The sequence below is a fragment of the Autumnicola tepida genome (assembly GCF_031846485.1).
In the GTDB taxonomy this organism is placed as follows: Bacteria; Bacteroidota; Bacteroidia; order Flavobacteriales; family Flavobacteriaceae; genus Autumnicola; species Autumnicola tepida.
This window is the reverse complement of record NZ_JAVRHQ010000002.1, coordinates 1-21,006: the sequence shown is the minus strand read 5'-3', so window position 1 is coordinate 21,006 and position 21,006 is coordinate 1. Positions and strand designations below refer to the sequence as shown.

General features: G+C 40.2%; 17 protein-coding genes. 11 read left to right on the top strand and 6 right to left on the bottom strand.

Annotated elements, in window-relative coordinates; genetic code table 11:
- Positions 1 to 21 precede the first annotated feature (21 nt).
- A complete protein-coding gene (locus tag RM553_RS02695; protein WP_311533441.1) occupies positions 22 to 471 on the top strand; it encodes a transcription elongation factor in 450 nt (149 codons plus the stop codon).
- A 2-nt stretch (positions 472 to 473) separates the two neighbouring features.
- On the opposite strand, the gene RM553_RS02690 is transcribed toward RM553_RS02695, so the two are convergent.
- Complete coding sequence (locus RM553_RS02690; protein WP_311533440.1) at positions 474 to 2,522, bottom strand: HD family phosphohydrolase; 2,049 nt, start codon at positions 2,520 to 2,522, stop codon at positions 474 to 476.
- A 113-nt stretch (positions 2,523 to 2,635) separates the two neighbouring features.
- On the opposite strand from RM553_RS02690, the gene RM553_RS02685 reads away from it, so the two are divergent.
- Entirely contained in the window at positions 2,636 to 3,817 is a 1,182-nt protein-coding gene (locus tag RM553_RS02685; RefSeq protein WP_311533439.1) for an acetyl-CoA C-acyltransferase, read from the top strand.
- A 22-nt stretch (positions 3,818 to 3,839) separates the two neighbouring features.
- The gene (locus tag RM553_RS02680) at positions 3,840 to 4,589 is read left to right on the top strand and encodes a C40 family peptidase (RefSeq protein WP_311533438.1); all 750 of its coding nucleotides are present in this window, start codon (positions 3,840 to 3,842) and stop codon (positions 4,587 to 4,589) included.
- A 54-nt stretch (positions 4,590 to 4,643) separates the two neighbouring features.
- Here the strand turns inward: RM553_RS02680 and RM553_RS02675 are convergent, their stop codons facing one another.
- Positions 4,644 to 5,897 carry a tetratricopeptide repeat protein gene (locus RM553_RS02675; RefSeq protein WP_311533437.1) on the bottom strand — a complete coding sequence of 418 codons (1,254 nt, stop codon included), beginning with the start codon at positions 5,895 to 5,897 and terminating at the stop codon, positions 4,644 to 4,646.
- 23 nt (positions 5,898 to 5,920) lie between these two features.
- The gene (gene gyrA, locus RM553_RS02670; RefSeq protein ID WP_311533436.1) at positions 5,921 to 8,452 is read right to left on the bottom strand and encodes a DNA gyrase subunit A; all 2,532 of its coding nucleotides are present in this window, start codon (positions 8,450 to 8,452) and stop codon (positions 5,921 to 5,923) included.
- A gap of 246 nt (positions 8,453 to 8,698) precedes the next feature.
- Here gyrA and RM553_RS02665 point away from each other — a divergent pair, with 246 nt between their 5' ends.
- Positions 8,699 to 11,260, top strand: coding sequence for an ATP-dependent Clp protease ATP-binding subunit (locus tag RM553_RS02665; protein ID WP_311533435.1), 2,562 nt, complete (start codon positions 8,699 to 8,701; stop codon positions 11,258 to 11,260).
- Between the two features lie 95 nt (positions 11,261 to 11,355).
- The gene (locus RM553_RS02660) at positions 11,356 to 11,730 is read left to right on the top strand and encodes a hypothetical protein (protein WP_311533434.1); all 375 of its coding nucleotides are present in this window, start codon (positions 11,356 to 11,358) and stop codon (positions 11,728 to 11,730) included.
- Here RM553_RS02660 and hutH read toward each other — a convergent pair.
- Both hutH and RM553_RS02650 read right to left on the bottom strand, forming a co-directional pair.
- On the bottom strand, positions 11,727 to 13,238 hold the full coding sequence (gene hutH / locus RM553_RS02655; protein ID WP_311533433.1) for a histidine ammonia-lyase: 1,512 nt from the start codon (positions 13,236 to 13,238) through the stop codon (positions 11,727 to 11,729). The genes RM553_RS02660 and hutH overlap by 4 nt on opposite strands.
- A 116-nt stretch (positions 13,239 to 13,354) precedes the next feature.
- Positions 13,355 to 14,881, bottom strand: coding sequence for an NAD(P)H-hydrate dehydratase (locus RM553_RS02650; protein WP_311533432.1), 1,527 nt, complete (start codon positions 14,879 to 14,881; stop codon positions 13,355 to 13,357).
- A 166-nt stretch (positions 14,882 to 15,047) separates the two neighbouring features.
- Here RM553_RS02650 and gcvT point away from each other — a divergent pair, with 166 nt between their 5' ends.
- The 4 genes from gcvT (at position 15,048) to RM553_RS02630 (ending at position 18,141) form a co-directional block, all read left to right on the top strand.
- The gene (gene gcvT, locus RM553_RS02645; protein WP_311533431.1) at positions 15,048 to 16,130 is read left to right on the top strand and encodes a glycine cleavage system aminomethyltransferase GcvT; all 1,083 of its coding nucleotides are present in this window, start codon (positions 15,048 to 15,050) and stop codon (positions 16,128 to 16,130) included.
- Between the two features lie 3 nt (positions 16,131 to 16,133).
- Positions 16,134 to 16,949, top strand: coding sequence for a sugar nucleotide-binding protein (locus RM553_RS02640; protein ID WP_311533430.1), 816 nt, complete (start codon positions 16,134 to 16,136; stop codon positions 16,947 to 16,949).
- A gap of 82 nt (positions 16,950 to 17,031) precedes the next feature.
- Positions 17,032 to 17,319, top strand: a complete 288-nt coding sequence (locus RM553_RS02635; protein ID WP_311533429.1) for a 4a-hydroxytetrahydrobiopterin dehydratase — start codon at positions 17,032 to 17,034, stop codon at positions 17,317 to 17,319.
- Positions 17,320 to 17,418: 99 nt separating this feature from the next.
- A complete protein-coding gene (locus tag RM553_RS02630; RefSeq protein WP_311533428.1) occupies positions 17,419 to 18,141 on the top strand; it encodes a YebC/PmpR family DNA-binding transcriptional regulator in 723 nt (240 codons plus the stop codon).
- Positions 18,142 to 18,210: 69 nt separating this feature from the next.
- On the opposite strand, the gene RM553_RS02625 is transcribed toward RM553_RS02630, so the two are convergent.
- Positions 18,211 to 19,407 (bottom strand): proline dehydrogenase family protein, encoded by a 1,197-nt coding sequence (locus RM553_RS02625; RefSeq protein WP_311533427.1) that lies wholly within the window; start codon positions 19,405 to 19,407, stop codon positions 18,211 to 18,213.
- A 95-nt stretch (positions 19,408 to 19,502) separates the two neighbouring features.
- On the opposite strand from RM553_RS02625, the gene aroB reads away from it, so the two are divergent.
- Positions 19,503 to 20,570, top strand: a complete 1,068-nt coding sequence (aroB, locus tag RM553_RS02620; RefSeq protein WP_311533426.1) for a 3-dehydroquinate synthase — start codon at positions 19,503 to 19,505, stop codon at positions 20,568 to 20,570.
- A gap of 77 nt (positions 20,571 to 20,647) precedes the next feature.
- Positions 20,648 to 20,974: a hypothetical protein gene (locus RM553_RS02615; protein ID WP_311533425.1), complete on the top strand. Its 327-nt coding sequence runs from the start codon at positions 20,648 to 20,650 to the stop codon at positions 20,972 to 20,974.
- Positions 20,975 to 21,006 lie beyond the last annotated feature (32 nt).

Genomic DNA, 21,006 nt, shown 5'->3' with positions numbered 1-21,006 from the left:
AGAAAATCAACAAAAATAACTATGAAAGTCAATAAAAAAGAAATCTATTATAAAGCCCTGGAAGTGGTAAATGAGCAGATAGAAAAGTATCAGGAAGAAATGGATATGATAAAGGAATCCATGGACGCCAATGATGTAAAGACTGATTACGACGAAGATAACCGTGGAAAACTTTTGGGAGATTTTGAAAAAAATGCCGATCACCTGAATAATGCACGGGAAATGAAAGAAACCCTTAGCCGACTGGATTTGGAACATTACAGTGAGACTGTGGATTTTGGGAGCGTAGTGGAAACCAAACAAAACCTCTACTATGTTTCAGTGCCATTGGGAGAACTACAGATGGAAGATGGAAGCTCGGTTTTTGCCATTTCCACCGATGCGCCCGTGTATGAAGGTTTGGAAGGCAAAAAAGCCGGAGACAGCTACACCTTTAACGGAAAAGAATTTAAAATAGTTGCCTTGCATTAAGATCATTCAGGATATTCAACTCGTAGATGATAAATATTCTTAAGCTTACGCTTGAGAATTTTTTTTACGAGTTGGATTTCCTTAAAGGTAATATTGGAGTTTAAAAACTGCCCCTCCTTCATCTGCTTATTAATAATCTTTTCAACAAACTCGTCTATAAGCGTAGAAGTTGGTTCCTTCAAACTTTTACTGGCAGCTTCCACACTATCGCACATCATTAAAATTGCCGTCTCTTTACTAAAAGGAATGGGCCCCGGATAACGAAAATCATTTGGGTCTACCTCTTCACTGCTGTTTTCCTTTTCCTTCATAAGAAAATAATAAACCGTGCTGGTACCATGGTGAGTGCGTATAAAATCAATAACCCTGTCTGGCAGGTTATTCTTTTTGGCCGTTTCAATTCCCCTTATTACATGCTCAATTATAATCTCGGCACTTTCCCGCGGGGACAACTCATCATGAGAATTTACCGAAGTGGTTTGGTTTTCAGTAAAATAAGTAGGGTTCTGCATTTTACCAATATCATGGTACAGCGCCCCTACTCTCACTAACATGGCGTTGGCACTTATCTCGTTGGCAGCAGCTTCTGCAAGATTGGCTACATTAAGGGAATGGTGAAAAGTGCCCGGAGCTTTTTCAGCAAGTTCTTTTAACAGTCTTGAATTAGTATCTGAAAGTTCCAGCAGGGACATGTCTGATACCATTCCGAAGATTTTCTCGTAGATATAAATCAGCGGCTGTACAAAAAGCGTTGCCAGCCCGCCCAGCAGGAAAGTAAGAAAAACTTCCCCTTTAACATCTGCAATACTTCCTTCCTGGATAATAGTAAAAGCAAAATAGGAAATAATATACACCAGGGTAATCTGTCCTACAGAAATAAAAAGATTGGCCCGTTTGTAAAGTTCAGAAACGGTGAGAATGGTCACAATTCCGGCAATAATTTGCAGGAACATGTATTCGTAACTATTTGGCACTATAAAACCTAACAGTAACACGGTTAGTACATGGGTAAAAAGCCCTAACCGGGCATCAAAAAATGCCTTTAAAGTGAGTGGCAGGATACAAAGCGGCACCACGTAAACATAATCTATATTGAATTTTACCACTAAAGTGGTGAGCATTACCATAAAGATAATGTTGAAGAAGATAAAGGTAACCTTTACATTATTTTCGAAGATTTCCCAACGGTACTTCCTGATAAACAGCAGTAACATCAGCAAAGCCAAAGCTACCAGCGTGCTGTAACCCACCAGGATCCAGTTATGGTTATCCTGGCTCCAAACCTGCGATTCATACTCCTGTTTGAGGGACCTCAGGATATTATATTTGGCATTATCAACAACTTCCCCTTTGGCAATTACCCGGCTCCCCTGCTCAATGATTCCACGGGTATAGGAGATATTGTCCAGCCGGCTTTCCAGTTCTTTCTGGGTGAGGTCATTATTGTAGACCACATTAGGTTCTACGGAATTAAAAAATACCTCAAGCAATTCGTTCTTAAAAAACCCAATATTAGCCTCATCTATTTCATTGCTCAAAAAGCTGCGGATATCGCCCTGTTTCAGGATCTTTTTATAGGTGACTTCATAGGCTTCGTTGCCTTTTCGCAGATAAACCAATTGCTCCGGGCCCATCCTGTTGCTTTCCTGCAACAGCCCGTTCCTGTAAATCTTATCTATGGTTTCTTCAACAAAATTGTTCAGGGGGCGCTCTGCCAAATCAAGAATACTGTCGCTAAAAGTCCTTTGCACTTCATGCAGCGCATCAGCTTTTACCCTTTCTACAACCTCCTCGTTATATTCATAGTAAGGAATCAGGCTGTTCTTTATCGCCTGTCTTTCTTCCTCAATTTCTTCATCAGTCTTTAAAATGGCAAAATCAAACGGAGCGTATAAATTTTCATATTGCCAGGGTTTATTTTTAGGAATATCGTATTTAAATTTTCCTCCCTTCGGAAGAAGGTAAACGATTAAAACCGCAGATAATATGAATAAAAAAACCTTATAAAAAAGCGCCTGGTTCTTGTAAAGGTTATTTATGAAATTGCTCATGTAGATTCAACTATTGATCAAATGTAATAAAATTCACCCTGAAATATACTCTATTGCTAAGTTCCTTATAAAATCCTTAACTTCGCAGGAGCAAGAAATCAATAAAAGAAATCATGAATAAAGAAGTCGTAATAGTTAGTGCTGCCCGTACTCCAATAGGAAGTTTTTTAGGCAGCCTTTCCACTGTTCCTGCTACTAAATTAGGATCCATAGCCATTAAAGGCGCTTTAGATAAAATAAACCTGAAACCAGAACTTGTAGAGGAAGTCCTAATGGGGAATGTAGTACAGGCAGGCGTGGGACAGGCTCCTGCAAGGCAGGCGGCTTTAGGTGCCGGTATTCCTGCCACTGTTCCCTGTACCACGATAAATAAAGTATGTGCCAGCGGGATGAAAGCTTTAATGCAGGCTGCACAATCGATTATGCTTGGGGATACTTCTATAGTTGTTGCCGGCGGAATGGAAAATATGAGTTTAATACCTCACTATCTTTATCTTAGGAAAGGACAAAAATTTGGCCCTGCGGCAATGGAAGACGGGATGCAAAGGGATGGACTGGTAGACGCTTATGACCAGAATGCAATGGGAGTTTGTGCCGATTTATGTGCTAAAGAATATAATTTCTCCAGGGAAGATCAGGATGCTTTTGCCATGCAATCTTATCAAAGGTCTGCGAAAGCCTGGAAAGAGGGGAAATTTGATAATGAAGTTGTCCCCGTGGAAGTTCCGCAGCGAAAAGGCGATCCGGTTATTGTAAAGGAAGATGAAGAGTATAAAAATGTAAGAATGGAGAAAATTGCCTCTCTTCGCCCTGCCTTTAGCAAAGACGGAACAGTGACCGCGGCGAATGCTTCTACAATTAATGATGGTGCCGGCGCAATGGTTTTGATGAGCCGTGAAAAAGCTGAAGAATTAGGACTCAAAGTTTTGGCCACCATCAGGAGTTTTGCAGACGCTGCCCAGGAACCAAAATGGTTTACCACTTCTCCTGCCAAGGCATTGCCAAAGGCACTGGCCAAAGCAAATATAAGTCAGGATGATGTTGATTTCTTCGAATTTAATGAAGCCTTTTCTGTGGTAGGTTTAGCAAATATGAAAATTCTTGGACTTAGCGACGAAAAAACTAATGTGAACGGAGGCTCGGTTTCCCTAGGGCATCCACTTGGCTGTAGCGGTGTTCGTATAGTAATTACCCTGCTTAATGTACTGGAACAGAACGATGCTAAAATTGGAGCTGCTGCCATCTGTAATGGCGGCGGTGGAGCTTCAGCAATGATTATTGAACGTAATTCTTAATTTACCTGATAATCATTTCTGAATGCAATACGGAATTTGCCATTTAAGCATCGTCCCCATTCGCTTTTCGGCTTCAGACCAAAGTGAAATGGTATCTCAGTTATTGTACGGCGAACATTTTAAAATTCTGGAGGAACGGGGAAAGTGGAGCAGAATTCGTGTTGCTTTCGATCAACTTGAAGCCTGGATAGATAATAAACAGTTCCTTAAAATAGACGAAGAACAGTATCATGATCTTGAAGAAGGAGAACTAAAGCTTTCTGCTGATCTTTTCAGTTATATAACCGATGCAAAGAAACATTTAGTTGCTGTTCCCCTGGGGGCTGTATTAAATTCCCTTTATTTTTTTCAGCATAAGTTTGATGGCGAAGTGACTTCAGGAAAGAAGAAGAAAAATGAACTTTTAAACAGCGCGCTACTGTACCTTAATAGTCCATATTGCTGGCGTGGCAGGTCTCCTTTAGGAATAGATGCGGCCGGACTAACACAAATGGTCTATAAACTGAACGGGCATAGAATTAAAAGAACGCCGGCAGAACAGGCTACCCAGGGACTGGCTTTAAGCTTTATAGAGGAAAGCGAACCCGGGGACCTTGCTTTTTTTGATAATAACGAGGGGATAATTGAGCATGTGGGAATCATGATGCAGGACAATTATATTATTCATGTAGACGGGATGGTGCGGATAGACAGGATAGACCATTCCGGAATTTTTAATGTAGATCAAAAAAGGCACACTCACCAGTTAAGAGTCATCAAAAAAATTATATAAAAAAATCCGCTGAAAATTTTCAGCGGATTTTTTGTATTATTAAACAGGATAATTCTATTGTTGTTGATTCTCTAACATCGCATCCATTTCAGCTACTTTTTCTTCATTCCCAAGCTGGGTATAGATATTTTTAGCAGTACGGATAGCTTCTATATTAGAAGGTTTATTCTCGATAACCTCTTCAAGATATGGAATGGCATCCTTGTAGATTTGATTCCTTTGCTCCTGCAATTCGTCGTATCGTTTGTTATCCTCCTTACTCATTCCAAGATTATTCATTTCATCAATAATCTCTCTTTCTTTACCCAAAATAACAGCCACCATGTTCAATTTGGCATCGGTCATTTCAGGATCCAGTTCTATAGCTTTTTGGTAGTATTGCATGGCTTTATCATTATTGCCAAGATCTGCACTGTTTACCCCAAGATTGTAATAAAGTGAAGCATTATCCGGTGCCTGCTCTACAACCTGCTCCATGATTTCATTATACTTCTCCTTATCCCCCATATTATAATACATATTAGCCTGTACCTGTTTTAACTCAAGGTCATCCGGGTTTGCGCTAATAGCTGCTTCCATGGCTTCTTCAGCCTCCTCGTATTTTTCCTGGCTTACATAAATCCTGGCGATAAGGCTGGTAATGTCACCTTTCTTAGAAGGAATCTTTCTTTCAGAAGGATCTTTGTATTGATTGGTTTTAACCATTAAATCCTGCTGTTCTTTGCTTCCCATTAATTCTTCTTCGCCAGTTTCGGTATTTACAGCATAGTATTCTGTACCAGAACCGTCATATCCAATCTCATTAAGGGTATTCAGGTATTCCAGGCCTGTGTCATAATCTCCTGCCTGTACAGCGTTATTTGCCGCGTAGTAAAGATGTATAGTATCAGTTTTTCCGCTAAGCTCATAACTTGTATATAATTTATCTGCGGCATTCTCAAATTCCTGCGCATTTTGATCGGCAATTGCACCCTGTACTAAACTATTTCTAACTGCAATCAATCCGTCTTCAGCCCCGTCTGCACCCATGTCTGCAGCTTTTTGATAAGCCGCAGCGGCAGTTTTTAAATCTTCGAGGGAAACGTTTTCACCGGAACCAAGATAAGCCTGACCTTTATACAGGTAGAATCTTTCTGTCCATTTGTCATTCGCTTCAGACAAAAGCTGCTCAGCTTTGTTCAACTGGGTTTTTGCCTGTGCGTAATTACCGTCTTCAATGGCATCTTCCGCATCCTTGATTTCACTCTTTTGTGCGAACGCCGTCATAGCTAAAAAAGACAACGCCAGCGTCAAAATATTCGTTTTCATTTGATTTTGGTTTAATTATTTAATTATTCTTCACTATCGTCAGCAATAGTTGTGCCATTGCTGTTAATATTGGTAGCATCCGGGGTTTCAGCATCGTCCATAGCCTCCACATCGTCCTCATCATGAAGCACTTTTGCCACGGCAGCAATAGAATCTTTTCCTTTAAGATTAATGAGCCTGACACCTTGCGTAGCACGTCCCATTACCCGAAGGTCTGCCACTCCCATTCTAATGGCTATTCCAGATTTATTGATGATCATAAGATCATCCTTATCTGAAACATTCTTAATAGCCACAAGGCCTCCTGTTTTATCGGTAACCGATATAGTTTTAACACCTTTACCACCCCTGTTGGTAACGCGGTAATCTTCAAGGCTGGAGCGTTTTCCGTAACCATTTTCAGAAACTACGAGAATATTGGATTCCATATCGTTAACCGAAATCATTCCAACCACTTCGTCGTTTTTATCAGCTAAGGTAATACCACGGACCCCGGAAGCATTTCTTCCCATAGGCCTGGTTTTACCTTCTTCAAACCGGATCGCTTTTCCACTTTTAACTGCCAGCATTACCTGACTTTCACCATTGGTAAGTTTCGCTTCCAGCAATTCATCGTCGTCCTTAATAGTAATCGCATTAATTCCATTAACCCTTGGCCTTGAATATTGCTCTAGTGAAGTCTTTTTAACCTGGCCTTTTTTAGTGGCCATAATTACATAATGATTGTTGACATATTCCTCATCTTTGAGGTCCTGAGTACAAATAAAAGCTTTCACTTTATCATCTGGCTCTATGTTGATAAGGTTCTGTATCGCCCTTCCTTTAGAGGCTTTACTTCCTTCAGGGATCTCATAAACCCTCATCCAGAAACATTTACCTTTTTGGGTGAAGAACAGCATGTACTGGTGATTTGTTCCTGCGAAAAGATATTCGAGAAAATCTTCATTCCTGGTGGTGGAACCTTTTTGTCCCACTCCTCCCCTGTTCTGGGTTTTATATTCGGTAAGGGAAGTCCTTTTAATATACCCGGCGTGGGAAATGGTAATTATTACCTGCTCATCAGGGATCATATCCTCAATGCTAAGGTCCCCGCCTGCATATTCTATGGTAGAGCGTCTTTCGTCTCCATACTTTTCCTTTACTTCCAGGAGTTCGTCCTTAATTACCTGCATTCTTCTTTCTTTCCTTGCAAGAATGTCCTTCAGGTCTTCTATGGTTTTTAATATTTCTTCATACTCGGCACGTAGTTTATCCTGTTCCAGACCGGTTAATTGCCTTAAGCGCATTTCCACAATCGCTCGTGCCTGGATTTCAGTGAGTTCAAAACGTTCCATCAGTTTTTCCCTGGCTTCTTCAGCGTTACCGGAAGCTCTTATAAGCGCAATTACTTCATCTATATTATCTGAAGCAATAATCAATCCTTCAAGGATGTGCGCCCTGTCTTCAGCTTTACGCAATTCGTATCGCGTTCTGCGGACAACCACTTCATGACGGTGCTCTACAAAATGATAAATTATATCCTTAAGATTAAGCATTTCCGGCCTTCCATTTACCAGCGCGATATTGTTTACACTGAAGGAAGATTGCAAAGCAGTATGTTTAAAAAGAGTATTTAAAACAATATTTGGTATGGCATCTCTTTTTAGCTGATAAACGATGCGCATCCCATTCCTGTCAGATTCATCCCTAATCAGACTTATACCTTCAATTTTCTTTTCATTAATAAGATCGGCTGTTTTTTTGATCATATCAGCCTTATTTACCTGGTATGGAATTTCGGTCACTACGATACTTTCCCTTCCGTTTACCTCTTCCAGGCTTGATTTTGCTCGCATAACAATACGCCCACGGCCGGTTTTAAAAGCCTCTCTCACGCCATCATATCCGTAAATAATTCCACCGGTAGGAAAATCAGGAGCTTTAATGTGCTCCATGAGTTCATCTACTTCAATATCGTGGTTATCGATGTACGCAACGGTTCCATCTATTACTTCGGCCAGGTTATGAGGCGCCATATTGGTAGCCATACCTACAGCAATACCACTGGCTCCGTTTACCAAAAGGTTTGGGATCCTGGTGGGCAGCACTACAGGTTCATTTAACGAATCGTCAAAATTAAGCTGGGTATCAACAGTTTCTTTATCGATATCTGCCAGCATATCTTCGCTAATTTTACGCATACGCGCTTCAGTATACCGCATTGCCGCAGGACTGTCTCCATCTACAGATCCAAAGTTACCCTGGCCGTCCACCAGCATATAGCGCATACTCCATTCCTGCGCCATTCGCACCATGGTATCATAAACAGAGGAATCGCCGTGAGGGTGATATTTACCCAATACCTCCCCTACAATTCTTGCAGATTTCTTATATGCCCTGTTGGAGAGGACTCCCAGTTCATACATCCCGTACAACACCCTGCGGTGTACCGGCTTTAAACCATCACGCACATCGGGAAGCGCACGTGACACAATGACCGACATTGAATAATCAATGTAGGCCGACTTCATTTCATCTTCAATGTTGATAGGAATTAATTCTTCTCCTTCAGCCATATTAAAAAGTTTAATTTAGTTCTAAAATCTAACGTGCCAATGTACGGAATTTTACCATGTTTTATGCCGCTCTGGCGCATGCTATGCTGTTTTTTATTAACAAATTTTTAGTGTACTTTCGTTGATAAGTTCACTACTTTGAGTTTTGATTATTGGAAGTAATTTTGTCAATTAGCTTACGACTGATCTTAGGTACAGTTTTTGAACTTCATAGATTAGTTAATTAATGAGAGAAAGGAAAATAACATGGATGATAATTTTTCACCTAGAGTAAAAGATGTAATTTCTTATAGCAAGGAAGAAGCATTACGGCTGGGCCACGATTTTATCGGTACGGAACATCTAATGCTTGGATTGTTGCGCGATGGAGATGGCAAAGCTATAAATATTTTAAATGCAATGGAAATTGATCTTGGTCACCTTAGAAGAAAGGTGGAGATTCTAAGCCCGGCTACACCGGGTTCAGCATCGGTTTCCAATGAAAAGAAAAACCTGCACCTTACCAGGCAGGCCGAAAGAGCCCTTAAAACTACTTTTCTGGAAGCTAAGCTTTTCCAGAGTACTTCTATTAATACCGCTCACCTGCTTTTGTGCATTTTAAGAAATGAGAATGACCCTACAACAAAACTCCTGAATAAGCTGAAAATAGATTATGACGGGGTTAAAGATCAATTTAAATATATGATCGCAAATGATGAGAATGACTTTAGCGACAGCCCTGCTGCCGAGTCATTTTCTGATGAAGGGGATACCGATGATGCTACAAAGGATAATCCGTTTAGCGGCGGTGGAGGAAGCGGCCCTGGAAAAACTTCCAAAAAGTCAAAAACTCCGGTTCTTGACAACTTTGGTAGAGACCTTACCGCAATGGCAGAAGCAGATAAGCTTGATCCTGTTGTGGGAAGAGAGAAAGAAATTGAGCGTGTTTCCCAGATATTGAGCAGGCGTAAAAAGAACAACCCTCTACTTATTGGAGAACCAGGCGTAGGTAAATCTGCCATTGCTGAAGGCCTGGCCCTGAGAATTGTAAAAAGAAAGGTGTCACGTATTCTTTTTGACAAGCGCGTGGTAACGCTGGATTTAGCAAGTTTAGTTGCAGGAACAAAATATCGTGGCCAGTTTGAAGAACGCATGAAAGCTGTAATGAACGAGCTGGAGAAAAACGACGATATTATTCTCTTTATAGACGAAATTCACACTATAGTGGGCGCCGGTGGAGCCACAGGTAGCCTGGATGCCAGTAATATGTTTAAACCTGCTCTTGCAAGAGGGGAAATACAATGTATTGGTGCCACCACCCTGGACGAATACAGGCAGTATATTGAAAAGGATGGAGCCCTGGAAAGAAGGTTCCAAAAAGTAATTGTTGAGCCAACATCTGTAGAGGAGACTATTGAAATCCTTAATAATATTAAGGACAAGTACGAGGAGCATCATAACGTGGTATATACAGACGAAGCTATTGAAGCTTGTGTAAAACTTACCAACAGGTATATGACCGACAGGTTCCTTCCGGATAAAGCCATTGATGCCCTGGATGAAGCAGGTTCCCGTGTACACATTACCAATATTGATGTTCCTAAACAAATCCTTGATTTGGAGCGCAGATTGGAAGAAGTAAGGGAAAACAAAAATTCTGTGGTTAAAAAGCAGAAATATGAAGAAGCCGCAAAACTTCGGGATGATGAGAAGAACCTTGAAAAAGAACTAAATCTTGCTCAAGAACGTTGGGAAGAGGAATCTAAAAAACACAAAGAGACTGTAAGCGAAGACAGCGTTGCCGATGTAGTTTCGATGATGACAGGTGTTCCTGTAAACAGGATTGCCCAGACAGAAAGTAACAAGCTGGTAGAATTACCTAAGAAAATTAAAGGTAAAGTAATTGGCCAGGATGATGCCGTTGCGAAAGTTGTTAAAGCGATACAGCGGAACCGTGCAGGATTAAAAGATCCAAATAAGCCCATTGGTTCCTTTATATTCCTTGGGCAGACAGGGGTTGGTAAAACCCAGTTGGCCAAAGTTCTTGCGCGTGAATTGTTTGATAATGAAGACACACTCATAAGAATAGATATGAGTGAATATATGGAAAAATTCGCCGTTTCCAGGTTAATTGGTGCACCTCCGGGATATGTTGGTTATGAAGAAGGTGGCCAGCTTACTGAAAAAGTAAGGCGTAAACCTTACGCAGTGATTCTGCTGGACGAGGTGGAAAAAGCCCATCCGGATGTCTTTAATATGTTGCTTCAGGTATTGGATGACGGTTATCTAACCGATAGTTTAGGTCGTAAGATAGATTTTAGAAATACTATTATTATAATGACCTCCAACATTGGAGCTAGAAAACTGAAAGATTTTGGACAGGGTGTTGGATTTGGAACCGCTGCCATGAAAGCCCAGGTAGATGAAAATACGCGTGGCGTGATTGAAGGTGCTTTGAAAAAAGCCTTTGCTCCGGAATTCCTTAACCGTATTGACGATGTGGTGATCTTTAATTCACTGGAAAGAGAAGATATCCATAAAATTATAGATATCGAACTTTCCAAGTTGTATGGCAGGATTGGAAGTTTAGGTTATAATCTTACCCTTAGCGACAAAGCGAAAGACTTTATTGCAGATAAAGGTTTTGATAAGCAATATGGAGCCAGGCCATTAAACAGGGCTATCCAGAAATATATTGAGGATGCGCTGGCCGAGGAAATAATCACCTCCCAAATTAATGAGGGAGATACCATTTTCATGGATCTGGATGAAGAGAAGAATGAACTCACTATAGACGTTGAGAAAACGGTCAAGGAAACAGAATCCTAAATTTTTAAAAAGCCGCTTGTTAATTCAGGCGGCTTTCTTACTTTTATACGTGTTTCCCCACACGTTTAAACTTCCGGGTTTATAAATTTTTCTTAATGATAAAAAAGAACCTTGAGCTAGATTTCGGCTCAATTTTTATACATGAAAATGTATTGATCGCAGAACTAAAGGAAGGTATCCTATTCAGCGTTGAAAATAATCGTAAACTCCTGGAATTAGGGCGGGATATATTTGAAGGCAGGCCCTACGGCTATGTTTCTTACCGTACAAATTCGTATGCTGTAGATCCCTTGGTTTATATGGAATCTTCACGGGCTGCCAATCTTATAGCCATTGCCGTGGTAAGCAATAATGAACTTGTAAAGCTGAATGCAAGACAGGTAGAACAGAAATTCTACAAAAATCCCGGGGCTTTTGAAGTCTTTGATACCCTGGAAGAAGCTTTGGTATGGATGAAGCCGAAATTTTAAGCTTCAAGGTAGTTATCTTCTATTTTTAGTTTTTCAATAAAATTCTTTGCTTTTCTTATATGAGGAGCCATAGTGACATCCTCTGTCAATACCGGAACTTCTTTCCGAAAATCCTGAATTAATCTGCTGATAATTGCTGATGTTTTAGCCGGCTCACGAAAATGCATGGCTTGTGAAGCATTAAATAATTCAATTGCCAGTATAGTATTCACGTTTTCGATAATCCTGAGATTTTTGGTTGCGCTGTTTGCGCCCATACTCACGTGATCTTCCTGCCCGTTTGAAGAAACAATAGAATCTACAGAAGCAGGGACAGCCAGTTGTTTATTTTGACTCACGATACTTGCTGCCGTGTACTGCGGAATCATAAAACCGCTGTTCAAGCCCGGATTCTCCACAAGAAAGGTGGGCAAACCTCGCAATCCTGAAACCAGCTGATAAATCCTTCTTTCGGAAATGTTGGCAAGCTCTGCCATTGCGATGCTCAAATAATCTAACGCAAGTGCCAAAGGCTGGCCATGAAAATTTCCCCCGGAAATGATCTTGTCGGCATCAATAAAAATATTAGGATTATCGGTAACTGAATTTATTTCAGTCTTCACCGTTTTCCGCACAAAAGAAAGCGTGTCTTTTGTAGCTCCATGTACCTGTGGAATACATCTAAAAGAATAGGGATCCTGGACATTTTCTTTTTCCTGTAAGGCAATTTCACTACCATTTAAGAAACCTCTTATTCTATCTGCAGTCTTTACCTGCCCACGGTGTGGCCGTACCATTTGCACCAGCTCATCAAAAGGAGAAAGGTTACAGTCAAATGCGTCTATGGAGGCAGCACTTATTAAATCTGCCAGGTAAGATAATTTATAGGATTTTAATAAAGCATAGACCGCATGGGCATTCATAAACTGGGTACCGTTTAAAAGCGCCAAACCTTCTTTGGATTGTAGTTTTACCGGCTCCCATCCCATTTTACCAAGAATTTTTGCACCACTAATAATCTCACCTTCATAATATACTTCTCCATCTCCAATTAGCGGAAGTGCAAGATGCGCGAGTGGCGCCAGGTCTCCTGAAGCACCTAAAGATCCCTGTTCATAAATAACTGGCAGGATATCTTCATTAAAAAGAGCGATCAATCTCTTGACCGTTCCTAAAGAAACTCCCGAATTCCCATAACTAAGGGATTGTATTTTTAGCAGGAGCATTAATCGTATAACCGGCTTAGAAACCTTATCGCCGGTACCACAGGCATGGGACCTTACCAGGTTTTCCTGAAGCTCCGTTAGCTTTTCAGAAGAAATTTTTACATTACACAGCGCCCCAAAACCTGTATTTATACCATATACCGGTGCGGTGCTTTCTGTGATTTTTTGATCTAAATATTCCCTCGATTTCTGAATATTCAATCTTGCCTCCTCACTAAGCTCAAGGGTCTTTTTCTGCTCAATAATCTCCTGTATCTGTTCCAGGTCTAATACTGCGGAAGTGATGTAGTGAATGTTATCCATGGAGGTCATCAAAATTTATTGCGGTGGGCAAAATTCCGATTTCCATTTATAGATTCCAAATAACTCCGCTAATAATTCCGATATCATCAGAAACAACAGGCTTTATTTATGAAAATTCAATCTTTACCATTCTCTTCTTTAAAAAGATCAAGGTAGGCCCGTCCCATATTTTCTGCGATGTCTCCGGAAATTAATGCTTCATAAGAATTTTCCTCTGCATATAAATCTCCTGCTTTTCCATGCAGATACACTCCCAAACGCGCAGCAGCAAAAGGTTTATATTTTTGGGAGAGCATGGCAGCTATTACCCCCGAAAGAACATCTCCGCTTCCCGCTGTGGCCATGCCAGGATTTCCTGTAGTATTTATGGAAATTTTCGTTCCGTCAAAAATAAAAGTATAGGCGCCCTTTAGAACCACGATAAGCTTTTTTTCCAGGCAAAAACGCTGTACCATTTCCATCTTCTCAAAATCGTCCTGCCACTTCCCTATTAGTCTCTGCAATTCCTTTGGATGTGGCGTTAGTATGGAATTTTCCGGAACCAGCTGCAGCAAATCCTTATTTTCAGAAAGAATATTTATGCCATCAGCATCAATAAGCATGGGCTTTTTTGTCTTTTTTAAAAGCTCTTTAAAGGCTCCAACGGTTTCCTCGCTCCTACCTGCTCCCATTCCGAAGCATACCACATCAGCATCAAGATCGGTCTTAATAGCGGTAAGCATTTCAAAATTTTCATCTGTAATTACCATAGCTTCGGGCAGGCCTGTCTGAATGATTTCATACCCGCATTTTGGAACAAAAACAGTACATAACCCGGCTCCTGTACGTAAAGCCGCGGTGGTAGTGAGTAAAATACTGCCAATTTTACCATAGCTTCCCCCTACTGTAAGCGTATGCCCATAATTGCCTTTGTGGGAATTCTTTTTCCTGGGTTTGTATAATTCCCTGGCTTCAGCCTTGCCTGTCAGCTCAAGAGCTGTGTCAGTTTCAGCTAAGAAATCCCGATCTAATCCTATATCCAAAACCTGAATATCTCCAACATAGTCCATTGTTTGTGGCAGGAAAAATACCAGTTTAGGAGTCTGGAAGGTAAGGGTAAAATTTGCATTAATAACCGCATCCTCTTTAGCCGGAATCTTATCAGAAAACAATCCTGAAGGCATGTCTATGGCAAGCACAAAAGCACGGGAATTATTAATATGTTCTACCAGCTTCCCTACCCATCCTTCTATTGGGCGGTTCAGGCCAATCCCGAACATGGCATCAATAACGAAATCACCCCTGTTTATTTCAGGGAAATCTTCTTCTTTTTTGATTAATTCCGGCCAGTTATTGCTTACTTCTTTTATTTTATCATAATTGGCAAGAAAGTCCTGAGATCTTTTATCGGAATAATTTACCACGAAAACTTTTACCTGGTACCCATGTTCTAGAAGCATACGCCCAACTACAAGGCCATCACCACCATTGTTCCCAATTCCGCAGAAAATCTTTACAGGCAATTGTGCGCCCTGTAACCTGCGGTGGATTTCCTCGAAAACCTGAGTAGCTGCCCTTTCCATGAGTTCTTCAGAGGTAATGTTTTGATTTTTGATTGTTATTTCGTCAGCTTGCTTCAGTTGAGATGCAGAGAATATTTTCATAAGATTACTATTTCAGTTGCACAAAATTAAGCAATACACACTGCAGTTTTCTTAATTTCATTCTAACATCTATAAAGTGAATATGTTTAAGGCTTTCCGCAGAAAAAGGGGAATTAAACATTGTATTCTAAGCGAATTCAATAAATTTGCGCAAATTTTAAAAGAAATGAAAGAAATTGCTCTTATTGAGAAACACAAAGCCCTAAATGCCAAAATTGTTCCTTTCGCAGGTTACAACATGCCGGTGTCTTACGAAGGAGTAAACATCGAACATCAAAATGTGAGGGAGAAACTAGGTGTTTTTGATGTATCCCATATGGGGGAATTTCTAATTTCCGGAGAAAAAGCGCTGGATCTTATCCAGAAAATATCGTCTAACGATGCTTCCAAACTTTTTGACGGAAAGGCGCAATATACCTGTATGCCTAATGAAACCGGTGGAATTGTGGATGACCTTATTATATACCGGATTAATGCGGAAAAATATCTTTTGGTGGTGAATGCCGCCAATATTGAAAAAGACTGGAACTGGATTTCGCAGCACAATTCTATGGATGCCACCATGAAGGATATCTCAGATGAAATGTCTCTTCTTGCTATACAGGGACCAAAAGCTGCTGAGGCTATGCAGGCTTTAACAGAAGTTGATCTTGAAAACATGAAATTTTACACCTTTGAAGTCGCCGAATTTGCAGGTGTGGATAAAGTTATTATTTCAGCTACGGGATATACCGGCAGCGGTGGGTTTGAGATCTATTTTAGAAATGAAGATGCGGAGCAAATCTGGGATAAAGTCATGGAAGCCGGGGCGAAATTTGGCATAAAACCCATAGGCCTTGCCGCACGTGATACGTTAAGGCTGGAAATGGGCTATTGCCTGTATGGAAATGATATAGACGAAAAAACTTCGCCAATAGAGGCGAATCTTGGCTGGATCACAAAATTCAGTAAAGAATTTATTAATTCTGAAGCACTTAAGAAGGAAAAGGAAGAAGGGCCTGCCCGTAAATTGATTGCTTTTGAACTGGATGAAAGAGGTATTCCCCGCCAGGGTTATGATGTAATTGATGAAAATGGCACTGTTATTGGCATCGTTACATCGGGCACCATGTCACCATCCCTGGAAAAAGGGATCGGGCTTGGATATGTTCCTGCTGAGTTTGCAGGCGTTGGTAAGAAAATAAATATCCAGATAAGAAAAAAAGCCGTTCCTGCCACACAGGTGAAGCTGCCCTTTTATAAAGGATAATTTTTGGAAAAAATACTGATTTTAGGAGCTAGCGGCTTTATAGGCAATGCCCTGTACAGGGAATTACGCTCTTTTTTTGATACATACGGCACTTATTATTCAGAAAGTGAAACCTACAGTAAAAACCAGCAGTTTTTTCAGTACGATATGGAAACTGAAAATATCAGTGTTTTGCTGGAGAACCTTAAGCCAAGCATTATTATTTCAGCTGTTCGCGGAAATTTTGATGCGCAGGTAGCCGCTCATTTTTATGCGATGGAGTATGTGATGCGCAGTGATTGTAAACTCATGTTTATATCTTCTGCCAATGTTTTTGATGCCTTTACCAATTATCCTTCTTATGAATATGATAAAACCCTGTCCCAAAGTATTTACGGGAGGTTTAAAATAAAGATTGAGAATGCCCTGTTGCGTTTACCAAACCACAAGTATAATATTTTGCGGTTGCCTATGGTTTTTGGCCACAATTCTCCAAGGGTTAAAGAGTTAAAAACCCTTATTGATTTGGGAGAAGCAGTTGAAGTTTTTCCAAATGTGGTGGTAAATGTGACCGAGATTCAAAAGGTGACGCAGCAAATCCATTATATTATTAATAGGAAAAGAGAGGGTGTTTTTCATCTGGGGAGTACAGACCTGGTACATCAACGGGATTTTATTAAAGACCTTTGCGAAGAGCTGGGCATCCACAATCCGCTTTTTAAAAATGTGTATGATTCTAACTTCGACCGTTTTCTTGCCGTTCTTCCAAAAGACAATTTGCTACCGGGAAACCTTCAGATTTCGATACAGGATGTAATAAAAGGATGCCGGGAATTATAGCTGTTAATCTTTTATTAAACTGATTTTCAATAATTTTCTTTCAAGATTGAGTTCCTTAACTTCAATCCTTAAATCAACAACCATGGAAAAATTAAGCGAAGAAGCTATTAATAAGAACCTGGAAAATCTTGAAGGCTGGGAATACGCAAAAAATGCTATCCACACCTCCTTTCAGTTTGCGAATTTTAAAGATGCATTTACTGTAATGACGCGGATTGCTTTTGAGGCTGAAGCCCAGCAGCACCATCCTAATTGGGCAAATGTATATAATGAACTTGAGATTTCCCTTTCCACCCATGAGGCCGGCGGGGTAACCGAAAAAGATTTTAAGCTTGCCCGTGCCATTGAAGAAATTGTGGAAGCCGGGTAAAATAGCGCGTTTTAAAAATAAGAATTGAAACGAAGCTTCTAATCATAAAAGTGGTTAGAAGCTTTTTTTATATTTTTGCCCAGATTTTATTTTTATACAATGGGAAGAGCATTCGAATTTAGAAAAGCAAGAAAGATGAAACGCTGGTCTGCAATGGCCAAAGCTTTCACCCGTATAGGGAAAGATATTGTAATGGCAGTAAAAGAAGGGGGACCAGACCCTGATAGTAATGCTAAACTGCGGGCGGTAATACAGAACGCCAAGAGCGTTAATATGCCTAAAGACAATATTGAACGGGCAATTAAACGGGCTTCAGATAAAAGCCAGGGAGATTACAAAATTGTTCTTTTTGAAGGCTATGCCCCTCATGGAATTGCCGTTTTGATAGAAACCGCCACCGACAATAACAACAGGACAGTAGCCAATGTACGCTCACATTTTAATAAATGCGATGGCAATCTTGGCACCTCTGGCTCAGTTGAATTTATGTTTGACCATACCTGTAATTTCAGGATTAACGGGGAAGGCCTGGACGCTGAAGAACTGGAACTGGAACTTATTGATTTTGGGACTGAAGAAGTTTTTGAAGATGAAGACGGTATCCATATCTATGCTCCTTTTGAGAACTTTGGCAGTATTCAAAAAGAACTTGAAAACAGGAATATTGAAATTATTTCTTCAGGATTCGAGAGAATTCCGCAGGTAACCAAAAAACTTTCTCCTGAAGAGGCTGAAGATGTAGAAAAATTACTGGAAAGGCTTGAAGAAGATGATGATGTACAAAACGTGTATCATACCATGGAAGAATCATCTGAAGAATAATTTTTCAGAAAAACAAAACAAAAAAAGGAGGAACATTTTTAATATTCCTCCTTTTAAGTTGTTAGAAAATTACTGTCGGTGCGCCTTATTTGGCTCGCCACTCCTTCTCTTCCTTTCTTCCATTAACAGGGAAAGCTCTCTTCCCGTTTGCCCTTTTACAGAAGTATTTTCCCGGGCCCGCCTTAACAGATAAGGTACCACATCTCTCACCGGTCCAAAGGGTACAAGTTTGGCCGCGTTGTAACCTTTTCTCGCCAAGTTATAACTTATGTGGTCACTCATCCCAAACAACTGGCTAAACCAAATGCGCTGGTCATCAATAGATATTCCTTTATCTTCCATAATTTGAAGGGCAAGGTAATTACTCACTTCATTATGTGTGCCTATAAAAACGGAAATATCTTCCAGGTTATTCAGGCAGTAAGACATAACACTATTAAAATTAACATCTGTGGCCTCTTTACTTTCACAAATTGGAGTATGGTAACCCAACTTCTTTGCCCGGGCATTTTCCTTTTCCATATAAGCGCCACGAACAATTTTTGCCCCTATTTTAAAACCGTCTTTTTTTGCCCTTTCGTGTAATTCTTTCAGGTAATCCAGTCGATCCCAGCGGTAACATTGCAGGGTATTAAAAATAAGCGCTTTTTCCTTGTTGTATTTGCGCATCATTTCCTCCATAAGCTCATCAGCTGCTCCCTGCATCCAGCTCTCTTCCCCATCGGCATATAATCTTACGTCATGCTCGTAAGCAGCCTTGCAAAGTTTATTAACACGCTCCTTTACCCGTTCCCATTCTTCTTTTTCTTCCGGGCTAAGGGTAATTCGTTCAGTTACTTTTTCCCAGATTTCAAAACGGCCAATGCCCGTAGGTTTAAAAACAGAAAAAGGCAGTTCGCTCTTTTTATCAGCAAATTTTATTAAAGACAATTTCTTTTCCAGGGCAGCATCAAACTGTGCTTCGGTTTTCTTCCCTTCTACAGAATAGTCAAGGATACTATGTAAATTTTCCTTGTGCATCTCCTCTATCACAGGCTTGCATTCCTCTGTAGTGACGCCTCCACAGAACTGTTCAAAGATGGTTTTTTTAATAAGACCTTCTACGGGAAGGTGCATTTTAAGCGAAAATTTAGTTAGAGCCGATCCTGCCTGTACCAACTTTTGCCGGTTCATCATACTAAACAGGAAAATTGCCCTGTCCAGCTCTAATCCGGTTTTAAGCTTAAAGGCGGTTTCGGTGTCGTTAAATATCTTTTTTCTTATCATGGGTATTATTAATTCAGCAAATATAAATATTGAAGTTTGATTTCATTAAATAATAATTCTCCTTATTTTCGGAGCCTTTAAAAACCGTAAGAACTATGGCAAATCCGGCAAAAAATGGGGAAGTATATTATAGTAATGAAGCTTACCACAAGGTCAATTCTTACTTAAGCTACAATAAGCCTTCCAAAGTTTTTGTTCTGGTAGATAGTAATACACATGAGAATTGTGCAGCCAGGTTCCTTAGCAGGATCGGGCAGGCTTCAGATTTCGAAATAATAGAAATTCCTGCCGGGGAGGAACACAAGAACCTGGAAACCTGCGAGGGAGTATGGAATGTGCTATCAGAATTAGGAGCCGACAGGAAAAGCCTCCTTATTAATGTTGGTGGCGGGGTTGTAACCGATCTTGGCGGTTTTGTAGCCTGTACTTTTAAAAGAGGTATCGCTTATATAAATGTGCCCACTACCCTACTCTCTATGGTTGACGCCTCGGTAGGCGGAAAAACGGGTGTGGATTTGGGCAACCTTAAAAATCAGATAGGGGTAATAAGTAATCCTGAAATGGTGTTAATTGACAGCTCCTACCTGGAAACACTTCCAAAGAACGAGATGCGCAGTGGCCTGGCTGAAGTTTTGAAGCACGGGCTAATTAAAGATGAAGCTTACTGGGAGAAGGTATCAGACCTGGCGACCCTGGATTTGAGCGATCTGGATGAAATTATTAAAAGATCGGTAGAAATTAAATCTGAAGTGGTTACCAAAGATCCCTATGAAAAAAACATCAGAAAAACTTTAAATTATGGCCATACCCTTGGCCATGCTATTGAATCTTTTTTTCTTACTCATAGCTCAAAACCTAAACTGCTACATGGAGAAGCGGTCGCGGCAGGAATGGTACTCGCCACTTTTATATCCCAAAAATTAAAAGATTTTCCAGTAGAAAAATTAAATAGGATATCTTCAAAAATTTTTGATATTTACGGCAAAATTGAATTCGACAAAAATGATCTGGAAAAGATTATAGATTTAATGAAATTCGATAAAAAAAATGAGCACGGAAAAATAAATTTCGTATTGCTTAAAGATATTGGAGAACCGGAAATAGACTGTCTGGTTCCAAACGAAATTATTTATGAAGCTTTCGAATTTTACCAAAGGCCTTGATTTTTATCTTTAAAATATTACATTTAAAACACTAACTGAATAACTATTCAAAATCTCGTTTTTAAACCGTTCTACCTATGAAGAGGATAATTGTAGACTACAAAAAATTAACTCCTGAAATTCTTGGCCTTTTAGTAGAAAAGTATCCTGATGGCTATGATGATGACCAAATAATTTCTTTTAAAAATGCTAAAAATGAAACTGTGGATGCCGTAGAAGTGCGCACAGAAGATACTATTTACCTCGTGAAGGTTAGTACCCGCCTGGAAAATACCATGGCCAGCTTTGATGAAGATGACTATGAAGATTCAGATTTTAATGAGCCAATCGTAGAAATTCCTGAAAAGGATGATGAGGCATTATCTACTGATGAAGATATGGATGATGAAGAGGATGACCGTTAATACTCCTTTTTGAATTATAAATACCAAAGATA